This window comes from Micromonospora sp. CNZ286, from assembly GCF_014207755.1.
On the sequence record NZ_JACHIZ010000001.1, the window covers coordinates 3340097 to 3355619 of the forward strand.

Annotated in this window: 15 protein-coding genes; 6 read left to right on the forward strand and 9 right to left on the reverse strand. The window is 71.7% G+C overall.

Annotated features, from left to right (window positions below; all coding sequences use genetic code 11):
- Nucleotides 1-97 precede the first annotated feature (97 nt).
- From FHX31_RS15135 to FHX31_RS15155, 5 genes are all read right to left on the reverse strand, one after another.
- Nucleotides 98-1723 carry a glycoside hydrolase family 13 protein gene (locus FHX31_RS15135; RefSeq protein WP_184977793.1) on the reverse strand — a complete coding sequence of 542 codons (1626 nt, stop codon included), beginning with the start codon at nucleotides 1721-1723 and terminating at the stop codon, nucleotides 98-100.
- 77 nt (nucleotides 1724-1800) lie between these two features.
- A complete protein-coding gene (locus FHX31_RS15140) occupies nucleotides 1801-2688 on the reverse strand; it encodes a carbohydrate ABC transporter permease (RefSeq protein WP_071095185.1) in 888 nt (295 codons plus the stop codon).
- A gap of 3 nt (nucleotides 2689-2691) precedes the next feature.
- Nucleotides 2692-3651, reverse strand: a complete 960-nt coding sequence (locus tag FHX31_RS15145; protein ID WP_013286149.1) for a carbohydrate ABC transporter permease — start codon at nucleotides 3649-3651, stop codon at nucleotides 2692-2694.
- Between the two features lie 60 nt (nucleotides 3652-3711).
- The gene (locus FHX31_RS15150) at nucleotides 3712-5088 is read right to left on the reverse strand and encodes an ABC transporter substrate-binding protein (protein WP_184976589.1); all 1377 of its coding nucleotides are present in this window, start codon (nucleotides 5086-5088) and stop codon (nucleotides 3712-3714) included.
- 354 nt (nucleotides 5089-5442) lie between these two features.
- Nucleotides 5443-6444 carry a LacI family DNA-binding transcriptional regulator gene (locus FHX31_RS15155; protein ID WP_013286147.1) on the reverse strand — a complete coding sequence of 334 codons (1002 nt, stop codon included), beginning with the start codon at nucleotides 6442-6444 and terminating at the stop codon, nucleotides 5443-5445.
- Between the two features lie 200 nt (nucleotides 6445-6644).
- Here FHX31_RS15155 and FHX31_RS15160 point away from each other — a divergent pair, with 200 nt between their 5' ends.
- A complete protein-coding gene (locus FHX31_RS15160) occupies nucleotides 6645-8645 on the forward strand; it encodes a glycosyl hydrolase family 28-related protein (protein WP_123111256.1) in 2001 nt (666 codons plus the stop codon).
- 51 nt (nucleotides 8646-8696) lie between these two features.
- On the opposite strand, the gene FHX31_RS15165 is transcribed toward FHX31_RS15160, so the two are convergent.
- From FHX31_RS15165 to FHX31_RS15180, 4 genes are all read right to left on the reverse strand, one after another.
- Nucleotides 8697-9506 carry a SigB/SigF/SigG family RNA polymerase sigma factor gene (locus tag FHX31_RS15165; protein ID WP_013286145.1) on the reverse strand — a complete coding sequence of 270 codons (810 nt, stop codon included), beginning with the start codon at nucleotides 9504-9506 and terminating at the stop codon, nucleotides 8697-8699.
- A gap of 141 nt (nucleotides 9507-9647) precedes the next feature.
- Nucleotides 9648-10211, reverse strand: a complete 564-nt coding sequence (locus tag FHX31_RS15170; RefSeq protein ID WP_013286144.1) for a GerMN domain-containing protein — start codon at nucleotides 10209-10211, stop codon at nucleotides 9648-9650.
- Entirely contained in the window at nucleotides 10208-11557 is a 1350-nt protein-coding gene (locus FHX31_RS15175) for a sensor histidine kinase (protein ID WP_184976591.1), read from the reverse strand. Before FHX31_RS15175 ends, FHX31_RS15170 begins: the two co-directional genes overlap by 4 nt.
- A complete protein-coding gene (locus tag FHX31_RS15180) occupies nucleotides 11554-12228 on the reverse strand; it encodes a response regulator transcription factor (RefSeq protein WP_013286142.1) in 675 nt (224 codons plus the stop codon). Before FHX31_RS15180 ends, FHX31_RS15175 begins: the two co-directional genes overlap by 4 nt.
- Before the next feature lie 149 nt (nucleotides 12229-12377).
- On the opposite strand from FHX31_RS15180, the gene FHX31_RS15185 reads away from it, so the two are divergent.
- From FHX31_RS15185 to FHX31_RS15205, 5 genes are all read left to right on the forward strand, one after another.
- The gene (locus FHX31_RS15185) at nucleotides 12378-12743 is read left to right on the forward strand and encodes an STAS domain-containing protein (protein ID WP_013476930.1); all 366 of its coding nucleotides are present in this window, start codon (nucleotides 12378-12380) and stop codon (nucleotides 12741-12743) included.
- 9 nt (nucleotides 12744-12752) lie between these two features.
- Entirely contained in the window at nucleotides 12753-13067 is a 315-nt protein-coding gene (locus FHX31_RS15190; RefSeq protein WP_013286140.1) for a GlsB/YeaQ/YmgE family stress response membrane protein, read from the forward strand.
- Nucleotides 13064-13630: an STAS domain-containing protein gene (locus FHX31_RS15195; protein ID WP_013286139.1), complete on the forward strand. Its 567-nt coding sequence runs from the start codon at nucleotides 13064-13066 to the stop codon at nucleotides 13628-13630. The genes FHX31_RS15190 and FHX31_RS15195 overlap by 4 nt, the downstream gene beginning before the upstream one ends.
- Nucleotides 13624-13914 carry a BON domain-containing protein gene (locus FHX31_RS15200; protein WP_013476931.1) on the forward strand — a complete coding sequence of 97 codons (291 nt, stop codon included), beginning with the start codon at nucleotides 13624-13626 and terminating at the stop codon, nucleotides 13912-13914. Before FHX31_RS15195 ends, FHX31_RS15200 begins: the two co-directional genes overlap by 7 nt.
- 139 nt (nucleotides 13915-14053) lie before the next feature.
- The gene (locus tag FHX31_RS15205) at nucleotides 14054-15520 is read left to right on the forward strand and encodes a cellulase family glycosylhydrolase (protein ID WP_184977794.1); all 1467 of its coding nucleotides are present in this window, start codon (nucleotides 14054-14056) and stop codon (nucleotides 15518-15520) included.
- Nucleotides 15521-15523 lie beyond the last annotated feature (3 nt).

Sequence of the window (15523 nt, forward strand, 5' to 3'; positions counted from 1 at the left end):
CTCTCCTTCTCCTCCCCAGGTGTGTCGTGTGGTGGCGGCCGGGACGGGCCGCCGGTGTCGCGGCGCCGGCGGCGGGACGGGACCGCCGGCGCCGCGGTCAGGCCGATCGGGTACGCAGCCAGACCGCGGTGTCCGGTGGCAGCCGGTCGTCGTCGAGTGGGCCGCTGGCCAGCAGCAGCCGGTCGTGCGCGGGCAGCGGCACCGCTGCGTCGCCGAGGTTGACCAGGCAGGTGAAGCCGGGTTCGCGGGCGAACGCGAGCACGCCGTCCGGTGCGGGCAGCCAGGTGAGCGTGCCGTCGCCGAGCGCGGGTTCGGCGCGGCGCAGCGTCAGCGCGGCCCGGTACAGCTCCAGCATCGAGTGCGGATCGCCGGTCTGGGCGCGGACCGTGCGGTCCTTCCAGTCGGCCGGTTGCGGCAGCCACGGCGCGGCAGTCGCGCCGTCGGGGCTGAACCCGAACGGCGGGGTGTCGCCCTGCCAGGGCAGCGGCACCCGGCAGCCGTCGCGGCCGGGGTCGACCCGCCCGGACCGCTCCCACATCGGGTCCTGCCGCAACTCGTACGGGATGTCCTCGACCTCCCAGAGCCCCAGCTCCTCGCCCTGGTAGACGTAGGCGGCGCCAGGTAGTGCGAGGGACAGCAGCGCGGCGGCGCGGGCGCGGCGGGTGCCCAGTTCCAGGTCGGTGGGGATGCCCTCGCGCTTGGCGGCGAAGCTGAACCGGGTGTCGGCGCGGCCGTACCGGGTGACGTGACGGGTGACGTCGTGGTTGGACAGCACCCAGGTGGCCGGCGCGCCGACCGGGGCGTGCGCGGCGAGCGTGCCGTCGATGCTCTCCCGCAGTGACGTGGCGTCCCAGGCGCAGCCGAGGAAGTCGAAGTTGAACGCGGTGTGCAGCTCGTCCGGGCGCAGGTAGTTCGCGAACCGCTGCCGGTCGGGCAGCCACACCTCGCCGACCAGGGCCCGCCCGCCCGGGTACGAGTCGGCGATGCGCCGCCAGGCGCGGTACACGTCGTGCACGCCGTCCTGGTCGCGGAACGGGTGCGGTCGGTCCGGGTACACCTCGGGCAGCGTGCCGTCCTTGACCAGCAGCCCGGCCGAGTCGATGCGGATGCCGTCCACGCCCCTGTCGAACCAGAAGCGCAGGATGTCCTCGAACTCGGCGCGGACCCGGGGGTGGTCCCAGTTGAAGTCGGGCTGCTGCGGGGCGAACAGGTGCAGGTACCAGTCGCCGGGGGTGCCGTCCGGGTCGGTGGTGCGGGTCCAGGTGGGGCCGCCGAACTCGCCGGTCCAGTCGGTGGGCGGCAGGTCGCCACCCGGTCCCCGGCCGGCGCGGAACCAGAACAGGTCCCGCTCGGGCGCGCCCGGCCCGCCGGCGAGCGCGGCCCGGAACCAGGGGTGCGCGTCGGAGCAGTGGTTGGGCACCACGTCGACGATGCTGCGGATGCCGAGCGCGTGCGCCTCCGCGATCAGCGCCTCCACCTCGGCGAGGGTGCCGAAGACCGGGTCGATGTCGCGGTAGTCGGACACGTCGTAGCCGGCGTCGGCCATCGGCGACGGGTACCAGGGGCTGAACCAGATGGCGTCGACGCCGAGCGCGGCGAGGTGATCCAGGCGGGACCGGATGCCGGCGACGTCGCCGATCCCGTCGCCGTCGCCGTCGGCGAAGCTGCGCGGATAGACCTGGTAGATCACCGCGGAGCGCCACCACGGGCTGTTGTCGGCCATGGACACGGGCACCTGCTTTCTGCGGGTCGGTTCTGCTGCGGCGGGCTCGCGGCCCGGGCGCGGGCGGTGGCGCGGGGTCAGCCCTTGAGGCCGCCGGTGGTCAGGCCGGACATGATGTTGCGCTGGAAGATCAGGAACAGCACGACTGTGGGGATCGCGGCGATCACCGACGCGGCGATGACCACGTTCATCGGGGTGCCGCCGGCGAAGGCGTAGATGCCGACGCTGACGGTCCGCGTCTCCGGCGACGGCATGACCAGCTTCGGCCAGAGGAAGTCCTTCCAGACCGCCGTCACCGCGAAGATCGCCACCACGCCGAGAATCGGGCGGGACATCGGCAGGACGATCGACCAGAGCGTGCGCAGCGGGGTGGCGCCGTCCATCACGGCGGCTGCCATCAGGTCCTCCGGGATCGAGTCGAAGAACCGTTTCAGCAGGAAGATGTTGAACGCGTTCGCCACCAGCGGCAGCCAGATCGCGAACGGCGAGTCGAGCAGGTTGACGTGCACGATCGGCAGGTCGATCACCGTGACGTACTGCGGGACGATCAGCACCATCGCCGGGATCATCAGCGTCGCCAGCATCATGCCGAGGATCAGCTTGCCCAGCACCGGGCGCAGCTTCGACAACGCGTACGCCGCGGCGGTGTCGAGGACGAGCTGGAACACCACCGCGCCGGTGGCGTAGTAGAACGTGTTGAACAGCAGCTTCGCCAGGTCCAGGTTGTTCCAGGCGTCGACGTAGTTGCCCGGCTGCGGGTCGCGCGGGAACAGCGACGGCGGCGTCTGGGCGATCTCCTGGCCGGACTTCAGCGCGCCGGTGACCATCCAGTACAGCGGGCCGAGGAACACCAGCGTGAACCCGGCCACGACCACGGAGAGCACGACCCAGTAGAGGACGCGGCCGCGACCGCGCCGCAACTGGGCGTGGGAGATGAGGGTACGGGTGGTAAGGTCGGCGGCCATGTCCTAGTCCTGTCTCGCGGTCAGTCGCAGGTAGACGGCGGAGAACCCGGCCAGCACCACCAGCATGATCACGCCGAGCGCGGCGGCGCCGTTGAGGTCGTTCTGGAAGAACCCGTGCTGGTAGATCAGGTACGCCACGGAGGTCGCCGAGTCCTGCGTACCGGCGCCGTTGGCGAGGATCAGCGGCTCGATGAACAGCTGCATGGTGGCGACGATCTGGAGCATCGCCAGCAGCGCGAGGATCAGCCGGGTCTGCGGGACCGTCACGTGCAGGATTCGCCGCCACACCCCGGCGCCGTCGATCTCGGCGGCCTCGTACAGCTCGCCGGGGATGTTCTGCAGCGCGGCCAGGTAGATCAGCACGGCGCCGCCCATGTTCATCCAGGTCGACGCGATCACCATGGCCGGCATCGTCATCGTGGGCGACTGCATCCACTCCGACGTGGGCAGTCCCAGCGCGGTGAGGATCGCGTTGAACAGCCCCGCCTCGCTCGGGTCGTACGCGTAGAACTTGAACAGGAACAGCGCGGACGCCGGCGGCAGCATCACCGGCAGGTAGACGAGCACCCGCAGGTAGCCCTTCGCGTGGCGCAGCTCGTTGAGCAGGATCGCCACGAAGAACGGCACCAGGTAGCCGAGGACGAGCGCCAGGCCGGTGAAGACGAACGTGTTCTTCCAGGCGGTCCAGAAGCTCGGATCGGCGATGATCCGGCTGTAGTTGTCCCAGCCCACCCAGGTGGTCTCACCGCGGCGGGTGCGCTGGAAGCTCATCACGACGCCGCGGACCATCGGGTACCAGGAGAAGACGGCGAAGCAGACGACAGCGCCGATGAGGAACGCGTGCCCGGTGAGGTTGTCCCGGACCTTGCGGCCGAGTCCGGCGCGGCGTCCGGCGGTACGCGACGGCGTCGGCGCGGCGGGGCCGGGACGGCGGGTGGCACCGGGGGCGGTGGTGAGCGCCAAGGCGACTCCTGCGGTGCTCGGGGAGGTGGGGCCGGTGCGCCGGCCCCACCTCCGGTCGGGTCAGCTCTGCGCGGCCAGAAGCTGGTTGACCTTGTCCTCGGCGGTCTTGAGCAGCGCGTCGATGTTCGCGTTCGGGTTGGTCAGCACCCCGGACATCGCGGCGTCGAGCACCGCGTAGACGGCCTGGGCGTTGCGCGGCTCCCCCTTGATCGGCACCGGGTTGGCCTCGAAGACCGCGAAGTTGGTGGTGTCCACGTTCGCGTTGGCCTTGCGCAGCTCCAGTTCCTGCTTCTGCGCGTCGCTGCCGTTCGTGAACAGCAGCGGCTGGGGCAGGCCGACCGGGTAGTTCTGCGGCTTGGCGCGCACGTAGTCGAACTGGCCCTTACCCGGGGTCAGCTTCTGGTAGGCGAGCCACTTCAGACCGGCCTTGACCTGCTCCGGGCTCAGGCCCTTCTTGAAGAAGTAACCCTCGCCGCCGCCGAGCGTGGCCTTGGCCTGCCCGTCCTGGCCGGGCAGCGGACCCATCGCCCAGTCCTGGTACTTGCCCTGGAACTGGCTCACGATCGCCTGGGTCGCGTCCGGCGCGCCGATGAACATGCCGACCTTGCCGGCGCCGGCGTTGGTGAGCAGGTCACCCCATTGGAGCAGCTGCCGGCTGCCCATGCTGTTGTCGCCGTACCGCATGTCCTTGAGGTTCTGCAGGACCTGCTTGCCCATCGCGTTGTTGAAGTCGGCCTTCTTGCCGTCGGCGCTGAGCACCTGGCCGCCCTGGGAGTAGAGCAGCGAGGTGAAGTGCCAGCCGCCGGTGTTGCCGGCGCTGTACTCGGCGTACCCGGCGATGCCGTCGCCGAGCGCGGAGATCTTCTTGGCCGCGGCCCGCACCTCGGGCCAGGTCTTCGGCGGGTTGTTCACGTCGAGCCCGGCCCGCTGGAACAGCGCCTTGTTGTAGATCAGGCCCATCGAGTAGTTCTTCACCGGTACGGCGTAGAGCTTGCCGCCGTCGGTGAAGACCTCCTTCAGCGCCGGGTCGACGCTGTCCCAGGTGGGGATGGTGTCCTTGGTGGCGTACTGGCCGATGTCCATCGCCTGACCGGAGTCCAGCACCTGCTGGAGGTCGGTCATGTAGCCGTAGAACACGTCGGTGACGGTGCCGCCGGCGAGGCGGGCAGTGAAGTCCGGCGGGTTGTTGCACTGCTCGCCGACGCTGACGCTCTTGACGACGATGTCCGGGTTCTGCCGCTGGAACTCGGCGACGTCGTCGTTCCAGTTCTTCAACAGTTCCTTCTGCGCGCCGACCGGCTGGCAGTCGACGGTGATGGTGACCTTGCCGCCGGCGTCGCTGCTGTCGTCGCTCTTGGTGGAGCACGCCGCAAGGCTGAGCCCGAGGCCGGCCGCGAGCGCGAGCGCCGCGACCTTCCGATACTGCGGTACGGACATCTGTCCATCCCTTCGGGAACGGGTGTATCCATGGCCTTCACTGATGTGCGGTGACCGCGCGGCTGCCCTCAGGTGGTGGAACGGCAACCGGCGCGCGCCCTGCCTCCGGAAACCGCGCCCCGGGTCAGGTGTGAGTGGAGTCACTGTAGCGACGCGAACCGAACCCAGCAAGATGCGAACGCAAGAATGCAAGAACTCGACTGCGGCGCGGGCCGTCCGTCGATCTTGGAGTTGTGGCACCTCAGATAACGGAAGTAGGCCGCATTCCGGGCGCCATTACTCCAAGATCGACGGACGTGGCGAGGCGGGGCGCGGCGCGGCGGGGCAGGGCGAGGCGGCGGAAGCCGCCGGGGGTCAGCGGCGAGGGGCGGGGGCGGTGGAGCCGCGTACCACCAGCTCGGGCTCGAACAGCAGCTCGTCGTGCAGCACGCCGGCGCCCTCGATCTGGGTCACCAGCAGGTCCACAGCGGCCTGGCCCATCGTCTCGATCGGCTGCCGCACAGTGGTCAGCGGCGGATCGGTGCAGGTCATGAACGCCGAGTCGTCGAAGCCGACCACCGAGACGTCGGCCGGTACGGCACAGCCCAGGCGGCGGGCGGCCCGGATGGTGCCCAGCGCCAGCACGTCGCTGGCGCAGACGATCCCTGTCGCGCCGCGCTCGATCAGCTTCGTGGCCGCCACCCGCGCCCCCTCCATGGAGAAGCTGGACCGCTCCACCAGGGACCGGTCCTCGCCCCAGCCGGCCGCCCGGACCATGGCGTCGAGCTTGCGGCGCGAGGGCACGTGGTCGGCCGGGCCGAGCACCATGCCGATCCGCTCGTGGCCGAGGGAGCGCAGGTGCCCGTACGCCTGCTCGACGGCGACCGCGTCGTCCGTGGACACCCGCGGGAAGCCCAGCTCCTCGACGCCGGCGTTGACGAGCACCACGGGCAGGCCGCGGTCGGTCAGGCGCCGGTAGTGCTCGTGCGAGGCGTCGGCGAGGGCGTACGAGCCACCGGCGAAGATGACGCCGCTGACCTGGTGGTCGAGCAGCATCTCCACGTATCCGGACTCCGGCACCCCGCCGATGGTGCGGGCGCAGAGCGCCGGGGTGAAGCCGCGCTGGGCGAGGGAGCCGGTGACCACCTCGGCCAGGGCCGGGAAGATCGGGTTCTGCAACTCCGGCAGGACCAGGCCGACCAGGCGGGCACGCTCGCCGCGCAGTTTCGTCGGGCGCTCGTATCCGAGCACGTCGAGGGCGGTCAGCACGGCGGTCCGGGTCGCCTCGGACACGCCGCCGCGGCCGTTGAGCACCCGGCTCACGGTCGCCTCGCTGACGCCCGCCTTGCGGGCCACCTCGGTCAGGCGCTTCGTCACGGCGGCAATCGTACGTCGGATTCTTGCAAGAAATGAACAGCCGAAGTGGTCGGTTCTTGCCGCGTACGGAGGCAAACGGTCCGAAAGATGCGAGCAGATTGATGTTTGAAAGGCAACAGAGCGCCGGAATAACATGAGGAACCTTGTCGATGGCCTGCGCCGCCGAGGCCACCCCGTCCCCCGAGAAAGTGGGTGCTCCGATGTCGCGGAGCGTGCCGAGGATCCTCGCGGCGGCGCTCGTCGCCGCCGCCCTGCTCGTACCGCCCGGTGCCGCCACTGCGGGCCCGCCGCGCGGACCGGCTCCCGTGGTGACCCGCGCCGGGCTGGACCCCGCGCTCGTCGCCGGTCGCGGTGCGACTGTGGACTACGTCGAACAGGAGGCGGAACACGGCCGGACCACCGGCGCCGTGATCGGGCCGGACCGGTCGGCGTACACACTCGCCGGTGAGGCGTCCGGCCGCCGGGCCGTACGCCTGCTGCCCGGCCAGTACGTCGAACTCGCACTCCCCCGGGCCACGAACGCGCTGACCGTGCGCTACAGCATCCCGGACGCGCCCGGTGGCGGCGGGATCACCGCGCCGCTGCGGGTGGCGGTCGGGCACGCGCCCGCCCGCACCATGACGCTGACCTCGCAGTACGCCTGGCTCTACAACCAGTACCCGTTCACAAACGATCCCGGCGCCGACCTGCTGCACCCGGACTGGTGGATCACCGAGTGCTCCTGCGTCCCGGCGGCCACCACGCCCGCGCCGGTGATCAGCAAGCCGTTCCGGCCGCACCACTTCTACGACGAGCAGCGCCTGCTGCTCGGCCGTACCCATCGGGCCGGCGAGGTGGTCCGGCTGACCGCGCCGCGCGGCACGGCCGCCGCGTGGACGGTGATCGACCTGGTGGACGCGCATCTGGTCGCGCCGCCCCGCGTGGTCCCCCGCGCGGTGAACGCGCTGTCCTTCGGCGCCGACCCGACCGGCCGCCGGGAGTCAGCCGACGCGTTCGACCGCGCGATCGCGTACGCCCGCCGGGTGGACCGCCCGCTCTACCTGCCGCCGGGCACCTACCAGGTCAACCGGCACATAATCGTCGACGACGTGACGATCGCCGGGGCCGGGAGCTGGTACACGATCGTGCGTGGGCGCGAGGTCGCCCTGGACACCCCGGCGCCCGACGGCTCCCGCCACACGGGCGTCGGCTTCTACGGCCGCGACGCCGCCGACGGCGGCAGCAGCGACGTGCACCTGTCCGGTTTCGCGATCGAGGGCGACGTGCGGGAGCGGATCGACACCGACCAGGTGAACGCCGTCGGCGGGGCGCTGAACCGCAGCACCATCGACGGCCTCTACCTGCACCACACGAAGGTCGGCATGTGGTTCGACGGGCCGATGACCGGCCTGCGGGTCACGAACACGGTGATCGCCGACCAGATCGCCGACGGGCTGAACTTCCACACCGGCGTCACGCACTCGTCGGTGACGAACTCGGTGGTCCGCAACAGTGGCGACGACGCGCTGGCGATGTGGTCGGAGGGTACGGCGAACGCGTCGAACACGTTCGCCTACAACACGGTGCAGTCGCCGGTGCTCGCCAACGGCATCGCGCTGTACGGCGGCGCCGACCTGACCGTCGCGCACAACCTGATCGCCGACCCGGTACGCGAGGGCAGCGCGATCCAGGTGGGCTCCCGGTTCGGGGCCGAGCCGTTCACCGGCCGGCTGCGGATCACCGGCAACACCACTGTGCGGGCCGGCACGTACGACCTGAACTGGAACATCGGCCTCGGCGCGATCTGGTTCTACGCGCTGGACCGCAGCATCGACGCCGCGGACATCCAGGTGACCGGCGACGCGTACCTGGACAGCACCTACAACGCGATCATGCTGGTCAGCGACTGGCCGGTGAAGGACAGCGTCCGCATCGACAACGTCCGCTTCCGCGACATCCGGGTCGACGGCACCGGCACGTCGGTGGTCAGCGCGCGTACGGCGGGCGGGGCGAGCTTCGCGAACGTCGACGCCCGCAACGTGGGCGCGGTCGGCGTCAACAACTGCGGGTCGTTCCACTTCACACCCGCCGGGTCGGAGTTCGCCCTGACCGATCTGGGTGGCAACGACGGCGGGTGGCTGGCCCCGTGGCTGCTGCCGAACACCATCACCTGCGACGACCGGCCGCCGGTGGTGCCGCCGCCCCCGCCCTCGCGCTGGTGACACGACGCGACCCCCGCCGGACGGGCCGGCGGGGGTCGCGTCAAGGGTCGATCAGGCCTCGGTGAGCTGGCCGCGCAGCTTGGTCAGGGCGCGGGCGAGCAGCCGGGACACGTGCATCTGGGAGACACCGACCCGGGCGGCGATCTCGCTCTGGGTCAGGTTGCCGTAGAAGCGCAGCGTGAGGATCTTCTGCTCCCGCTCGTCGAGCGTGGCGAGCGCCGGGCCGAGCGAGGCGCGCAGGTCGGCCAGCTCGTACTCGTTGTCCTCGGTGCCGAGCGTGTCGCCCAGCTCGGTGGCGCTGTCGCCGTCGCCGATCGGGGTGGACAGCGAGACCGCGTTGTACGCGCGGGCGCCCTCCAGTCCCTCCAGCACCTCTTCCTCGGTGACGTCGAGGTGGGCGGCGATGTCGGCGACGGTCGGGGCCCGGTTGAGCGTCTGGGTCAGCGTGCTGTTGGCCTCGGAGATGCGCAGCCGCAGCTCCTGGAGGCGCCGCGGAACCCGGATGTTCCAGGTGCGGTCGCGGAAGTGCCGCTTGATCTCGCCGAGGATGGTCGGGATGGCGAAGCCGGCGAAGTCGACACCGCGCGAGGCGTCGAACCGGTCGACTGCCTTGATCAGGCCGAGCGCCGCGGTCTGGGCCAGGTCACCGGCCGGCTCGCCGCGACCGCTGTAGCGGGCGGCCAGGTGGTTCGCCAGCGGCAGCCACGCCTCGATGACCTGGTTGCGCAGGGCGGCCCGCTGCGGGTGGTCGGCCGGCAGTGCGGCGAGCGCCGCGATCAGCTCGCTGGCGCGGGTCTCCTCGCCCGTCTGCGGCGCGCGGTGCACCTCGGTGGCGGTCGATCCCATGGTCATCGTGGTCATGCTGCCCTTCCTGTCCTCGGAGAACGGGTGGCCTCCCACACCGGTCGTGCCAGCCACACTAGACCAAAGGCCATCACCAAATCAACCGAACGGACGATGGAGATTTCGGTTCATATACGGACACAGCGGCGAGGAAGGGTGTCAGCGAGGTAACAGCGGCCGGTAGTCGGCGGCGGTGAGCGGCAGCGCGGAGAGGCTCCCGTCCGCGCGTGGCACCTCCAGCGGCTGGCCGTCCCGGCGGAACGCCACGCTGAACACGTCGGGCCGCTGAGTGAGGCTGCACACGATCTGCCCGAAGGCCAGCACCTCGTCGTTGCGGCCGGTCTCCTCCCCGGCCTGGCGTACGTCGACCGTGGCGAGCGTGCCGGCCAGCGTCGCCCCGGCCACCGCGACCGTGCCGGGCAGCGCCGTGGCCAGTCCCTGACGGCGCTCGCCGCCGTCCGGACCGGCCAGCAGGTGCTGGAGGTGCGCATCCACCTCCGGCAGCCCGTCCACCCGGCGCTTGACCACGACCAGCCCGTCGTCCCGGACGAAGCAGAACGGCTCGTCCACCCGCCCGTCGCCGTCGGCGGTCGAGGACACCGTGGGGGTCGGGAACGCGCCCGGTGGCGTCTGCACCAGGCGGGGCTCGTCGTCCACCGGCACCCCGCAGCCGGCCAGCAGCACGGCCGCGAGCAGGGCGGGCAGGAGCCGCCGGCGGCTCATCGCAGCGCTCCGGGCAGCTCGACCCGGAACCGGGCGCCGGGCTCGCGGTCCAGCACCGCGGCCGTACCGCCGTGCGCGGCGGCGTGCTGCGCCACAAGCGCGAGCCCGAGACCGGTGCCGTCGGTGCCGGCCCGGTAGTGCGCCGCCCGCCCCCGCACGAACCGGTCGAAGATGATCTCGCGGTCACCGGGCGGTACGCCCGGACCGTCGTCGTCGACCTCCAGCACGCCCACGCCGTCGCGCCCGCCGAGGCGTACGGCGACCGGCCCGCCGCCGTACCGCTCGGCGTTCTCCACCAGGTTCAGCAGCGTCTGGGCGAACCGGCGCCGGTCGACCCACCACAGGCGCGGGGCGTCACCCTCGACCGTCACCAGGCTCTCCGGCAGCGACCGCTCCCGGCAGACGGTCCGGGCCAGCTCCAGCACGTCGACCGTCTCGCGGTGCGCCGGCTGCTCGGTGCGGGCAAGCTGGATGAGATCGTCGACCAGGCGCTGGAACCGGGTCACCTCGTCGGCGACCAGGCCCGCCGCGGTCGCGGTGCGTTCGTCCTGGTGCTCCCGGCGGCGGTGGAGCACGCTCGCGGCGGCGGCCAGGGTCTGCAACGGCGAACGCAGCTCGTGGCTCACGTCGGCGGCGAAGCGCCGGTCCCGCTCGATGCGGTGCACCAGCTTGTCGACCATCTCGTTGAACGAGCTGGACAGGCGGGTGAGGTCGGGATCGGTGGTCGGGTCGAGCCGGGTGGCGAAGTCGCCGGCCGCGATCCGTTCCGCCGCGTCGGCGACCGCGGTGAGCGGCCGCAGGCTGTGCCGGGTGGCGTACCAGCCGAGCGCCGCGCCCGCCCCGGCGACCATGATCGCCACGGCGATCAGTGCCAGGCCCACCACCTGGAACGTCTCCTCGACCTCCCGCAGCGAGGTCAGCTCGTAGTAGCCGAGCGCGCCGGGCAGCGGCACGCCGACAAGCAGCACGGGCTGCCCGTCGAGCCGGATCCGCTGCACCGCGGGCTTGCCGTCGGCCACCACGCGCTGCAACTCCACCGGCACCGAGCTGGCGCCCACGTCCGCGGTACGGGCGTACCAGCCGTCGGGCAGGTGCAGCAGCGGGCGGCGCGCGCTGCCGGTGTCGAGCGAGCGCAGCACGGCCACCACGTCCGGGGTGCCGGTGTCCAGGCCGGAGCGGACCACGGCGGCGTCGTAGTAGGCGGCCCGTACCGCGGTGCGCTCCCGCTCGTCGAGCAGCGAGCGCCGGGTCAGGTCGTACGAGAAGAGGGCCATCAGCGCGGACAGCAGCAACGCTCCGACGGCGAACGCCGCGGTGACCCGGGCGCGCAGGCCGGGCCGGGTCATCGCTGGAGCTTGTAGCCGAGGCCGCGCAGCGTGACCAGGTGGCGCGGGTTGGCCGGGTCGGATTCGATCTTCTGCCGCAGCCGGCCCACGTGCACGTCGACGAGCCGCTCGTCGCCGGTCTCGTAGCCCCAGACCCGGCTGAGCAGCTGCTGGCGCGACAGCACCCGCCCGGCGTGCTCGGCCAGCTCGCAGAGCAGCCGGAACTCGGTGCGGGTGACAGGCACCGGCTGTCCCGAGCGCCGCACCTCGCCGGCCTCCGCGCTGATCTCCAGGTCGCCGAAGAACTGGGCGGGCACCGGCCCGGCCACCGTGCGTACGCGCCGGCGCAGCGCCCGCAGCCGGGCGGACAGCTCCTTGATCGCGACCGGCTTCACCACGTAGTCGTCGGCGCCCGCCTCCAGCGCGGCGACGATGTCGTGGGTGTCGTCGCGGGCGCTGATCACCACGACCGGCACGTCGTCGTCGCGGCGCAGCTGACGGATGCAGTCGAACCCGTTCATGCCGGGCAGCATCAGGTCGACGAGCACGTAGTCCGCCGGCTTCTCCCGCTGCCGGCGCAGGCCGTCCTCGGCGGTCGGCGCGCCGTACGCCTCGTAGCCCTCCTCCTCCAGGGCGAGCTGCAGCGCGAGCCGGATGCGGTCGTCGTCCTCGATCACCAGTACGGCCGTCATATGGGCATCATGACCGGCCCGGCACGGGTCGCCCAATCGCGTGGGCCGTTCGTGGTTTTTGTCATCGAACCGTCATACAACCGTCCGGTGACCTCCAAGATCCCTGCGCAGAGTGGGGTCTGACCCGATCCCACCACGGAAGCGACCAGATGCCTGCCAGCCTGCCGTCCCCGCCGGAGTCCGCCGTGCCGCACGTGCGCGTGGACATCACCGACGAGCTGGACCTCGCCGGGCTGCCCGAGGTCGCCCACGTGCTGGACCGCATCCTCGCGCTACGGCCCCGCGAGCTGACGATCGACCTCGCCGGGTGCCGGCATGTGGACGCCGCCGCCGTCGCGCTGCTGCTGGACGTGCACCGCCGGCTGGCGCGGCAGGGCGGCCTGCTCACGCTGAGCAATCCACATCCGCGGATCCGGCGCATCCTGGAGAACTCCGGGCTCGGCGCCGTACCCGTCGTCGACACGCCCCGTCCGGCCGCGCGCGGCCGGGCCCGGGTCGCGTCCGCATCACGCTGAGGAGGAGTGGTGACCGGCAGCACGCTCGTCGGAGCGCTCGTGGTGGGTCTGGCCGTCGGCGGGCTGGGACGCCTCGTCCTGCCGGGGCGCAAGGCCGTCCCGGTGTGGCTGACACTCGCGCTCGGCGTGGCGTCCGCGCTGCTCGGCGCGATCGTGGTCGGGCTGGTGGACCACCGCACCGACGGATCGCCCGTGCTGCCGCTGATGGTGCAGACCGGCTTCGCCGCCGTGGCGGTCGTGCTGGCGGTGGTCGCCGCGGGCCGGCCGGAGGCGGAGGGGCAGACGCCGCCCGGTACGGGCGGCCGGCGGAAGGAGGAGGTGTGACCGTCGTTCCCGCGGACCACCTCATGATGCTCATCTGCGACGCCTGCGGCGACAGCGTCACCGGCACCGGAGCCACGCTGCCCGACGCCGAGGTGGTGTGGACGCTCGTGTTCGAGCACGACTGGGTCGGCTCGCCGTTCGCGTCCGGACCGCATCACTGCCCCCGGTGCAGCGCCCGGGCGGCCATCGCCGACGACGGTCTGGGCCTGGACGAGCTGGAACAGGTCGCCGGCACCCCGGCCGCCCACGACCTCGACCCGGCCACGGCGGTCCGCCGCGCTCTCGACGAGCGTTCCCTCCGCGACGACATGGAGCTGGTCGACCTGTCCGGCCTGGAGGTGATCGACTCCGCCGGGCTCAGCCTGCTGGTGCGCGCACACCAGGACGCCCGGCGCGACGGCCGCCGGCTGTGCCTGCTGTCCCCGTCGCGGTTCGTGCTCACCGTGCTGCACACCATGCGGCTCGACGGCGTCTTCACAGTCGTCGACGGCCGCGTCCCGGCGCCGGGCCCCGCAACCCGGCAACCGGTCCTGACCGAACAGAAGGAGCCCTCCCCGTGGTGATGCCCTGGCCGTACCCCGAGTTCCCGTACACCGGCGGCGGACCGGAGCCCGACGACGCGGACACCCGGCTCGCGTCGCTCGTCGCGCAGCGACTCAGCGCCGACTGGACCACCCGCCGGCAGCAGATCACAGTGACCGTGCAGAACCGCGTGGTCATCCTCGCCGGCCTGGTGGCCGACCCGGAGACGCGCCTGGTCGCCGCTGAGCTGGCCTGGGACGTGCCGGGTGTGTTCGACGTCTGCAACGCGCTGCGGCTCTACGGCGGGCGGCGCGGCGGCCGCTGAGCGGCGGCTGTTGCACGCATCGGCATCCACCTCTACGCTCGGCCGTGGGAGCGCTCCCCCAGGCCGCCGCGTCGGGCTTTCCGGGCAGGTTCACGACGGGCACCGTCCGTTCACCATCCAGACGATGGGACCTTCCCGCATGTTCTCGATTCCCCGCCCGTCCCGGCGGCACCTGCTCGTCGGCGGCGCGGTCGGCGCGCTCGCCCTGGCGGCGACGGCCGTCCTGCCCTCGCCGGACGCGATGGCGGCGACCGGCTGTGCCGTCACCTACACCACCAACTCCTGGCAAGGCGGCTTCACCGCGACAGTGGCGGTGCGCAACCTCGGCGACCCGGTGAGCAACTGGACGCTGGGCTTCACCTTCCCCGACGGCGGCCAGCGAGTGGTCCAGGGCTGGTCGGCCACCTGGCAGCAGAGCGGCTCGGCGGTCACCACGCGCAGCCTGGACTACAACGGCGCGCTCGGCACCGGCGCGAGCACCACGATCGGCTTCAACGGCTCGTGGACCGGGTCGAACCCGAGCCCCACGTCGTTCACGCTCAACGGCACGGTCTGCACCGGCGGCACGAGCACCCCGCCGCCCAGCACGCCCCCGCCGAGCACCCCGCCGCCGCCGACCACTCCCCCGCCCACCACCCCGCCACCCACCACCCCGCCGCCGACCGGCACCACGCCGGTGGCGATCAACGGCCAGCTCCAGGTGTGCGGCGTCAACCTCTGCAACCAGTACGGGCGGCCGATCCAGCTGCGCGGCATGAGCACGCACGGGTTGCAGTGGTTCGCCAACTGCTACACCGACGCCTCGCTCGACGTGCTCGCGAACGAGTGGCGGTCCGACCTGCTGCGCATCTCCATGTACGTGCAGGAGCAGGGCTACGAGACCAACCCGGCCGGCTTCACCAACCAGGTGAACACGCTCGTGGACAAGGCCGAGGCCCGGGGCATGTACGCGCTCATCGACTTCCACACGCTGACGCCCGGTGACCCGATGTACAACCTGGACCGGGCAAAGACGTTCTTCGCCAACGTGTCCGCGCGCAACGCCGCGAAGAAGAACGTGATCTACGAGATCACCAACGAGCCCAACGGGGTGAGCTGGTCGACCATCCGCAACTACGCCGAGCAGGTCATCCCGGTGATCCGGGCCAACGACCCGGACGCGGTGGTCATCGTCGGCACCCGGGGCTGGTCCTCGCTGGGTGTCTCCGAGGGCGGCAACTCCGACGAGATCGTGAACAACCCGGTGCGGGCGCAGAACATCATGTACACGTTCCACTTCTACGCCGCGTCGCACAAGGACAACTACCGCAACGAGGTGCAGCGGGCGGCGAGCCGGCTCCCGCTGTTCGTCACCGAGTTCGGCACTGTCACCTACACCGGTGACGGCGCTGTCGACACCGCCAGCAGCAACGCCTGGCTCGACCTGCTCGACCGGTTGAAGATCAGCTACGCGAACTGGACGCTCTCCGACGCTCCCGAGGGCTCGGCGGCGCTCCGGCCGGGCACCTGCGCGTCCGGCTCGTTCGGCGGGACGTCGGTGCTCACCGAGTCCGGCGCGTTCATGCGCGAGCGCATCCGTACCGCCGACAACTTCCCCACCTCCTGACCG

Coding starts and splice junctions, on each gene's coding strand:
- FHX31_RS15135 (WP_184977793.1), bottom strand. CDS start 1,723: ATGGCCGACAACAGCCCGTGGTGGCGCTCCGCGGTGATCTACCAGGTC.
- FHX31_RS15140 (WP_071095185.1), bottom strand. CDS start 2,688: ATGGCCGCCGACCTTACCACCCGTACCCTCATCTCCCACGCCCAGTTG.
- FHX31_RS15150 (WP_184976589.1), bottom strand. CDS start 5,088: ATGTCCGTACCGCAGTATCGGAAGGTCGCGGCGCTCGCGCTCGCGGCC.
- FHX31_RS15160 (WP_123111256.1), top strand. CDS start 6,645: ATGTCGCGGAGCGTGCCGAGGATCCTCGCGGCGGCGCTCGTCGCCGCC.
- FHX31_RS15165 (WP_013286145.1), bottom strand. CDS start 9,506: ATGACCACGATGACCATGGGATCGACCGCCACCGAGGTGCACCGCGCG.
- FHX31_RS15170 (WP_013286144.1), bottom strand. CDS start 10,211: ATGAGCCGCCGGCGGCTCCTGCCCGCCCTGCTCGCGGCCGTGCTGCTG.
- FHX31_RS15175 (WP_184976591.1), bottom strand. CDS start 11,557: ATGACCCGGCCCGGCCTGCGCGCCCGGGTCACCGCGGCGTTCGCCGTC.
- FHX31_RS15180 (WP_013286142.1), bottom strand. CDS start 12,228: ATGACGGCCGTACTGGTGATCGAGGACGACGACCGCATCCGGCTCGCG.
- FHX31_RS15185 (WP_013476930.1), top strand. CDS start 12,378: ATGCCTGCCAGCCTGCCGTCCCCGCCGGAGTCCGCCGTGCCGCACGTG.
- FHX31_RS15205 (WP_184977794.1), top strand. CDS start 14,054: ATGTTCTCGATTCCCCGCCCGTCCCGGCGGCACCTGCTCGTCGGCGGC.